The sequence below is a fragment of the Actinomadura geliboluensis genome (genome assembly GCF_005889745.1).
In the GTDB taxonomy this organism is placed as follows: Bacteria; Actinomycetota; Actinomycetes; order Streptosporangiales; family Streptosporangiaceae; genus Spirillospora; species Spirillospora geliboluensis.
In genome coordinates, this window is sequence record NZ_VCKZ01000411.1 from 1 (window position 1) to 7,829 (window position 7,829).

The 7,829-nt window shown below is 71.9% G+C and carries 9 protein-coding genes and 1 other RNA gene; 5 read left to right on the plus strand and 5 right to left on the minus strand.

The window, feature by feature from the left end; genetic code table 11:
* The 3 genes from ETD96_RS48305 to ETD96_RS36765 form a co-directional block, all read right to left on the minus strand.
* Positions 1-125, minus strand: a 125-nt coding sequence (locus ETD96_RS48305) for a DUF2510 domain-containing protein (RefSeq protein WP_138641105.1), incomplete at its 3' end; no start/stop codon positions are given.
* A 71-nt stretch (positions 126-196) separates the two neighbouring features.
* On the minus strand, positions 197-595 hold the full coding sequence (locus tag ETD96_RS36760; protein WP_138641106.1) for a hypothetical protein: 399 nt from the start codon (positions 593-595) through the stop codon (positions 197-199).
* Positions 596-644: 49 nt separating this feature from the next.
* Positions 645-989 carry a DUF6191 domain-containing protein gene (locus ETD96_RS36765; RefSeq protein ID WP_138641107.1) on the minus strand — a complete coding sequence of 115 codons (345 nt, stop codon included), beginning with the start codon at positions 987-989 and terminating at the stop codon, positions 645-647.
* A 119-nt stretch (positions 990-1,108) separates the two neighbouring features.
* Here ETD96_RS36765 and ETD96_RS36770 point away from each other — a divergent pair, with 119 nt between their 5' ends.
* On the plus strand, positions 1,109-2,314 hold the full coding sequence (locus ETD96_RS36770) for an RNA-guided endonuclease InsQ/TnpB family protein (RefSeq protein ID WP_138641108.1): 1,206 nt from the start codon (positions 1,109-1,111) through the stop codon (positions 2,312-2,314).
* Positions 2,315-2,393: 79 nt separating this feature from the next.
* Here ETD96_RS36770 and ETD96_RS36775 read toward each other — a convergent pair whose 3' ends face one another.
* The gene (locus tag ETD96_RS36775; RefSeq protein ID WP_138641110.1) at positions 2,394-2,915 is read right to left on the minus strand and encodes a pyridoxamine 5'-phosphate oxidase family protein; all 522 of its coding nucleotides are present in this window, start codon (positions 2,913-2,915) and stop codon (positions 2,394-2,396) included.
* 113 nt (positions 2,916-3,028) lie between these two features.
* Here ETD96_RS36775 and ETD96_RS36780 point away from each other — a divergent pair, with 113 nt between their 5' ends.
* From ETD96_RS36780 to rnpB, 4 genes are all read left to right on the plus strand, one after another.
* On the plus strand, positions 3,029-3,850 hold the full coding sequence (locus tag ETD96_RS36780; protein ID WP_138641112.1) for a Nif3-like dinuclear metal center hexameric protein: 822 nt from the start codon (positions 3,029-3,031) through the stop codon (positions 3,848-3,850).
* Entirely contained in the window at positions 3,847-4,590 is a 744-nt protein-coding gene (locus ETD96_RS46200; RefSeq protein ID WP_205719625.1) for a zinc ribbon domain-containing protein, read from the plus strand. The genes ETD96_RS36780 and ETD96_RS46200 overlap by 4 nt, the downstream gene beginning before the upstream one ends.
* Positions 4,587-5,735 (plus strand): bifunctional RNase H/acid phosphatase, encoded by a 1,149-nt coding sequence (locus ETD96_RS36785; protein ID WP_240808497.1) that lies wholly within the window; start codon positions 4,587-4,589, stop codon positions 5,733-5,735. Before ETD96_RS46200 ends, ETD96_RS36785 begins: the two co-directional genes overlap by 4 nt.
* A gap of 93 nt (positions 5,736-5,828) precedes the next feature.
* Positions 5,829-6,225, plus strand: an RNA gene (rnpB, locus tag ETD96_RS36790) — RNase P RNA component class A.
* 7 nt (positions 6,226-6,232) lie between these two features.
* Here rnpB and ETD96_RS36795 read toward each other — a convergent pair.
* On the minus strand, positions 6,233-7,829 hold a 1,597-nt coding region (locus ETD96_RS36795), incomplete at its 5' end, for a sialidase family protein (RefSeq protein WP_138641115.1).

Here is a 7,829-nt window from a genome sequence, read left to right on the forward strand (position 1 = left end):
GGTGGGCGCTGGTGGCGGCGGGTGCGTTCGTAGCGGCGTGACTGGGTGGTCCAGGTTTGTCCGTCCCAGTAGCGTTCGCGGCCCATCCACTCTGGATCTGGGTACCACCCAGGTGGTGTGCTCACCGGAAACCCGCCTCCCCGTCAGGAACAGAGCAAAGGCTTGCGCACCCCGCGACAGGGAGTCAACGGGATCGTCACAGCTTGGGGGTGAAGGGGCGGCGGTGGGCCGGGTCGTCGGGCTCGGCGAGGCCGCGCAGGGCCGTCTCGACGAGTTCCACGGCGCGCAGGACGGCGACGAGGCGGGCGCCCTCGCGGCGGTAGGCGTCCAGCACGGACTCGACGCCGTGCGGCGGGACGAGGTCGCCGAGGTCGACGCGGGCGGTGCGGAAGCCCTCGCGGGCCGCCTCGACGGACGCGGCGACGTGCTGGCGGGCCATCCGGGCGAGGGTGATCGGGTAGCGGCGCAGCACGCCGTAGCGGCGGTAATCGGGCGGGACGAGCTCGAGCAGCCAGCCGAGGGCGGTGTCCTCGAATCGGTCGGTGCCCGGTGGATGCACCTGCGAGGGCCAGCCGGGCGGGACGTAGGTGCTCACGAGGGCAGGATAACCCGTGTTCGAACTCGTGTTCGAGTGCGGACGTGCCCTATTCGTCCGGCGGGGTGCGCCGAATACGGATCTTGCCGGAGTCGAGGTCGTCGCGGGTGCGGCCGGAACCGGTCTGCTCGTGGTCGTCCTGCCGCATGACCTTCTGGCGCTCCTGCTCCTCCATCTTGACCTTCTTGGAGCCCTCGAACGCCGCGGCGAGGTCCTCGAACATGCCGCCGCCGAAGCCGGCGCCGGTCTCGCCGTCGCCGCGGATGGCCCCCATCAGGGACGACTTGCCCGTCCCCTCGCGGGGCCACTCGACTGTCTCCGGCTCGGCCGCCTCGGGGCGGTTGCCCATGGGACGGCCCTTGACGCGCTTGCGGCGCCGAAAGGGTGATTTCACCTAGTCCTCCGAAGGATTCCCCGGCCCTGAGGTGGGTGAGGAGTTCGTGCTGTGAGAAACGAGTCCACGGACATCCGAATTCCCTTACGCGCACCTGGCGAGTGTGTAAGGTGCCGGTCATGCGGACGGCGTACAAGTGCCGGGCCTATCCCGATGCCGAGCAGGCGGCCGTCTTCAACCGTACGTTCGGGTGCGTGCGCCTGGTGTGGAACAAGACGCTCGCCGAACGCCACCGCGCCTGGCACGCCGACGGCGAACCTACCTCCTACAAGCAGACTGACGCCGCGCTGACCGCATGGAAGAAGACCGAGGAACTGGCGTTCCTGAGCGAGGTGTCCTCGGTCCCGCTGCAGCAGGCGCTGCGGCATCAGCACGCAGCGTTCGCCGGCTTCTTCGCCGGACGCGCCCGCTACCCGCGGTTCAAGACCCGCACCGGCCGACAGGCGGCGCACTACACCCGCTCGGCATTCCGCATGAAGGACGGGCAGTTGTGGATGGCGAAGACGGCCGCGCCGCTCGTGCTCGTGTGGTCGTTCCAGGACGTGGACCCGGCCACGCTGGACCCCACGATGGTGGTGATCTCGCGGGAGCCGGACGGGCGCTGGTACGTCACCTTCGCCGTCGACACCCACGCCCCAAAGCCCGCGCCGCAGACCGGGCACCAGATCGGCATCGATCTGGGCGTCAAGTATTTCGCGGTGACGTCGGACGGGGAGCGCATCGCCAACCCGCGCCATGTGGAGCGCAAGGCGGCGAACCTGGCCCGGTACCAGCGGCGCATGGCCCGCAAGCAGCCCGGCAGCGTCAACCGCCGCAAGGCCAAGAACAAGGTCGCCCGCGCCTGCCGCAAGGTCCGCAACGCCCGCCAGGACTTCCTCCACCGCACCAGCACCGGCATCGTCCGCCAAGCCGACACCATCGTGATCGAGGACCTTGCGGTCGCGAACATGGCCCGCAACCGCAGGCTCGCCCGCGCCATCAGTGATTGCGGGTGGGGGGAGTTCCGCCGCCAGTTGGAGTACAAGGCCGAGCGTGCCGGACGAGCCCTGGTGGTGGTCGACCGGTGGTATCCCTCGTCCAAGACCTGCTCGGCCTGCGGGCACCTGCTGGAGAAGTTGAGCCTGTCGACCCGGCACTGGACGTGTCCGGGCTGCCGCACCCGGCACGACCGGGACCACAACGCGGCCAAGAACATCCTTGCGGCTGGTCGAGCCGTAGCCGGAGGCGGCACCTCCGGTGATGTCTGTGGAGCTGACGTCAGACGGCAAGGGCACTCCCTTCCGCAGTCGGCCGCGAAGCAGAAACACCCACGGCGCGAGCCGTAGGAATCCCCTCCCACCAGGGAGGGGAGGCAGTCAAACAGACTCCAACGCGATGAGTCTCCAGATTGATCCCGGCGGACGGTCAGGTTCCGAACGACCACCGGGTGGGAGAACCGGTGAAGTCTCCCTGGCGGAGCCCGAACACCGATTGTGGGCGCACCGCGACGGTGGCGTTCACCTCCGGGTCCAGGAAATCGACACGATAGCGGGTCGCGTACTTGGAGTTGACCAGGTCGATGAACCGCTGGAGGTCCTTCTGCTCGGTGAGGATCTCGGCCCGGCCCTCGATGACGACGGGGTTCTCGGCCTCCTCGGTGGTCACCACGACCTGCGGGTTCGCCCGCAGGTTGACCATCTTGCGGGACGGGACGGCGCTGCTGAACAGCAGGGCGTCGCCCGACCAGGCGCCCCAGACGGGCATCGCGTGCGGGCGTCCGTCCGGCCGGACCGTGCACACCCAGAAGTTGCGCGCGGCGCGCAGCCGCTCCACGGCCCACGCCCACGGCAGCAGGCCGCTTCCCTCGTCCGGCCCCTGGATGCCGTAGCCGGGCATGTACGGGCGTTCCGCAGTGGGCTCCGGTCCCGCGGCGCCGGCGTCCGACATGGCGTTCTCCCTTCCCTCGTGCACTGTCCCGTCCATATCGTTACAGACCGCGCCGCCCCGCGGTGACGCTCGGTGGCTCGTTGGGAGCGGCTGGGCGCGGTAGCCTGCGGGACGTGCGCCTATCCCATGTCATCACGGTTCTGGAGGAGCTTTACCCGCCCGCGTGGGCGGAGTCCTGGGACGCCGTCGGACTGGTCTGCGGAGACCCCGATCAGGAGGTCGGCCGGGTCCTGTTCGCCGTCGACCCCGTCGCCGCCGTGATCGACGAGGCGCTGGAGTGGGGCGCCGACCTGGTGGTCACGCACCACCCGCTGCTGCTGCGCGGCGTGCACTCGGTCGCCGCCACCACCCCCAAGGGCCGGCTGATCCACCGGATGATCACCAGTGGGCTCGCGCTGTACACCGCGCACACCAACGCCGACCGGGCCGATCCCGGCGTCTCGGACGCGCTGGCGCGGGCCGTGGGCCTGACCGGCGAGCTGCGCCCGATGGTCCCCGCCGACGACGACCCGCGCCGCGGCCTCGGCCGGATCGGGGAGCTGGCCGAGCCCGTCACGCTGCGGGAGTTCACCCGGCGCGCCGCCGTCGGCCTGCCGTCCACCGCCTGGGGCGTCCGCGCGGCCGGCGACCCGGACGCGGTCGTGCGCACCGTCGCCGTCTGCGGCGGCTCCGGCGACTCCCTCCTCGGCACCGCGCGCGCCGCCGGTGTCGACGCCTACCTCACCGCCGACCTGCGGCACCACCCCGCGTCGGAGTTCGCCGAGCACGGCGGGCCCGCCCTGGTGGACGCCGCGCACTGGGCGACCGAATGGCCGTGGCTGGCCGACGCCGAACGCCGGCTCGCCGCGTCCTCCCCCGAAGCGGGCAAGTTGGAGACCAGGGTGTCCACGCTCGTCACCGACGCGTGGCGCCTTCACGAAGAAGGAGCACTGTGAAAGCCGCACCGCAAGCCCAGCTTCGACTGCTCGACCTGCAGGAGCTCGACAGCTCGCTGGACCGGCTCGCGCACCGCCGCCGGACGCTGCCCGAGCTGGCGGAGATCGAGCGGCTGGAGGGGCGACTGACCGAGCTGCGCGACGCGATCGTCGCGGCCGAGACCGAGGTCGGCGACCTGCAGCGGGAGCAGAAGAAGGCCGAGCAGGACGTCGACCAGGTCCGCACCCGCGCCGACCGCGACCAGAAGCGGCTCGACTCCGGCCAGGTGACGTCCGCGAAGGACCTCAGCAGCCTGCAGGCGGAGATCGAGTCGCTGCAGCGCCGCCAGTCCGACCTGGAGGAGGTCGTGCTGGAGATCATGGAGCGGACGGAGGAGGCCGAGGGGCGCGTCGCCGCGCTCCGCGCCGACCGGTCCGCCGCGCAGGAGGAGCTGACCGGGCTCACCGAGCGCCGCGACACCGCCCAGCGGGAGATCGACGAGGAGTCGGGGACGACCAGCACCGCGCGCACCGCCGTCGCCAAGGACGTCCCGGACGACCTGCTCGCCCTCTACGAGAAGCTGCGCGGCCAATTCGGCGGCGTGGGCGCGGCCAAGCTGTTCCGCGGCGCGTGCCAGGGCTGCCACCTGGCGCTGAACACCGTCGACCTGAACAACATCAGGGCCGCGGCGGAGGACGAGGTCGTCCGCTGCGAGGAGTGCCGCCGCATTCTCATCCGCACGCCAGAGTCGGGCCTGTGAGCGCAGTTGCCGGGGGGCGTGGGGGGTCGTCCCCCCACAGGGGCGCGAGCCCACGCAAGCTGATCGTCGAGGCGGACGGGGGCTCGCGCGGCAACCCGGGGCCCGCGGGGTACGGGGCCCTCGTCCGGGACGCGCTGACCGGCGAGGTCCTCGCCGAGGTGGCCGAGTCGATCGGGCACGCCACCAACAACGTGGCCGAGTACCGGGGCCTGATCGCCGGGCTGACGGCGGCGGCGGACCTCGACCCGTCCGCCCGCGTCGAGGTCCGGATGGACTCCAAGCTCGTCGTGGAGCAGATGTCCGGCCGCTGGAAGATCAAGCACCCGGACATGATCCCGCTGGCGCTGCGCGCGAAGGAGCTGGCCGGGGGCCTCGGGTCGGTGTCCTACGGCTGGATCCCGCGCAACCGGAACGCGCACGCCGACCGGCTGGCGAACGAGGCCATGGACGCCGCCGCCCGCGGCGAGCACTGGACCCGCAGGGTCGAGGAGGCGCCGCGGGAGCCGGAGCCGCCGCCGCGTCCGCCCTCGTCCGCCCCGATGACCACGGTCCTGCTCCGGCACGGCGAGACGCCGCTGTCGATCGAGAAGCGCTTCGCCGGGATCGGCGACGTCCCCCTCACCCCGAACGGGCTCGCGCAGGCCCGCGCCGCCGCGCTCGCGCTCAAGGGCCGCGGCCTCGACGCGATCGTCACCTCCCCCCTGGCCCGCTGCCGCGACACGGCCGCCGAGGCCGCCGCCGTCACCGGGCTGGACGTCCGCGTCGAGGACGGCTTCCGGGAGACCGACTTCGGCGAGTGGGAGGGCCTCACGTTCGCCGAGGCGGGCAAGGGGTGGCCCGCCGAGATGAAGGCGTGGCTGGCCGACCCCGAAGCGGCGCCGCCGGGCGGGGAGAGCTTCGCCCAGGTGTCCCGCCGCGTCCGGACCGCACTGGACAAGCTCAAGGTCCGCTACCGCGAGCAGACCGTCCTGGTGGTCTCGCACGTCACGCCCATCAAGCTCCTCGTGAAGGACGCCCTGGGCGCGCCAATGTCGTCCCTCTACCGGATGCACCTGGACGTGGCCGCGCTGTCGTCCATCGACTGGTACGCCGACGGGCCCGCGACACTGCGCACGTTCAACGACGTGCACCACCTTCCCTCTTGACACATCCCGCCCGGACGAGGCCCCCTCACCAACCCGCCCTGAGCCGGGGAACAAGGGGCCCGCGCGACCCGCTAACCTCTTACGTACGGCGGACGAGCCGGCCGGACGGCCGCGTCGGGGAGCGATCCCCGTCGAGGAAAGTCCGGGCTCCACAGGGCAGGGTGGTCGGTAACGCCGACCCGGGGTGACCCGCGGGACAGTGCCACAGAAAGCAAACCGCCACCGGTCCGCCGGTGGTAAGGGTGAAACGGTGAGGTAAGAGCTCACCAGCGCCCACGGTGACGTGGGCGGCTCGGTAAACCCCACCCGGAGCAAGGTCAAGAAGGGGCCCCGCAAGAGGCCCCGCGCAGGTGCCCGAGGGCGGCCCGCCCGAGCCTGCGGGTAGACCGCTGGAGGCCGCCGGCAACGGCGGCCCGAGATGGATGGCCGTCACCCGCCGCCCCGCGAGGGACGGCGGGCACAGAACCCGGCTTACAGGCCGACTCGTCCGCCCCTCCTCAGGATTCGAGCCAGGGGAGGGTTGTGCGGGTGAAGACGATGCCGCCCGTGTCTCCCATCTCGTAGAGGGTTCCTATGGAGCCGTCCGCCAGGACGGCCATGGTGGAGTAGCCGGCGGCGCCGGGCTTGATGAGGGCCTGGTGGGGCCAGGTCGCGCCGTCGTCGCGGCTGACGCGGACGGTGAGGTCCGTGCGGGACGTGGCGGCGTTGTTGCTGTGCAGGGCCGTGTTGGTCAGGGACGGGTTGCCCGGGGCGGGGCGCAGGTAGGAGATCTCGTCGCCGTTGCAGCCCGGGTCGATGAGGCCGCTGTTCCAGGACGTCCCGAAGGGCGAGGTGACGTCGGGTGCGGTGGCGTACCAGCGGTCGCCGCCGGCGTTGGAGCGCATGTTCTGGGCGACGCGGCCGGTGCCGCGCTGGACGGCCTTGCTCTCGTTGACGCCGGTGCCGGCGGTCGTGCCGTTGTGCCAGGTTGCGCCGTGGTCGTCGGAGTAGATGTTGGACGCGTGGTCGCCGGAGGCGTCGCGGTAGACGATCGGCTGGACGAGGCGTCCGGAGGCGAGCTGGACGCCGTGGCCGGAGGAGGCGAACATGCCCGCCCAGGTCGGCTTGCGGACGTGCGGGTTGAGGTCGACCGGGGCGCTCCAGGTGGCGCCGTCGTCGGTCGAGGTGATGTAGCGGATGTGGGTGTTGGTCGTGGAGGTCGCGGAGGTGTCCCCGGCGGTGGAGCCCCAGTAGCCGACGCCCGGTTTGGGGGCGTAGGTGAAGAAGCAGAAGATCTTGCCGGTGGCGCGGTCGACGAGGAGGCTCGGGTCGCCGTATCCCTCGGAGGCGGTGGGCGCCTTCGCGATGATCTTCGGGTGGGTGAAGGCGGCGCCGCCGTCGGTGCTGCGGGTCATCGCGATCTGGATGTTGTTGGTGCCGCCGCCGAGGTCGTAGCTGCCGTCCACGCGGGCGTCCATGGCGGCGATCACCGTGCCGCCGTTGGAGACGGCGAGGGCCGGGATGCGGACGGATTCGGCGGCCTTGCCCAGGCCGTCGATGACCGTGGACGTGGTGAGGACGGTCTGCGCGTTCATGCCGGGCTTTCCGGTGCCGACGCCGCAGCCGGAGGTGCCCGAGACCGTGTCGCTCCAGGAGCCGGAGGTGACGTTGAAGGTGTACGGGGTGCCGTCCGGGACCGTCCAGTAGAGGCCGTCGTGGCCGGAGCCCGCGGGGACGGTGACGGTCCAGGGGGAGTAGGGGCGGCCCGGCCAGGCGACGGTGAAGGTGCGGGACGCGGGGGAGTCGTTGGCCAGGATGAGGCGCAGCCGGTGCGGGCTGCCGCAGTCCATGGCGGCGCGGACGCTGAGCGCGTCGGAGCAGTCGAGCGTGCCGCTGTCGGTCTGGTCGAAGCCCTCGGGGGTCGTGGTGCGGAACGTGTAGGCGGTGCCGGACGGCCGGGTGAAGTGGAAGTGGGCGCTGTCGCCGGCGGCGACCTGGGCGGTCCAGGTGCCGACGCCGGGCCAGGTCAGGGTGAAGGTGGTGGGGGCGGAGGTCCGGTTGACGACGGTCTCCTGGATGCGGCTGGACGTGCAGTCGGTCGTCACGGCGGCTGAC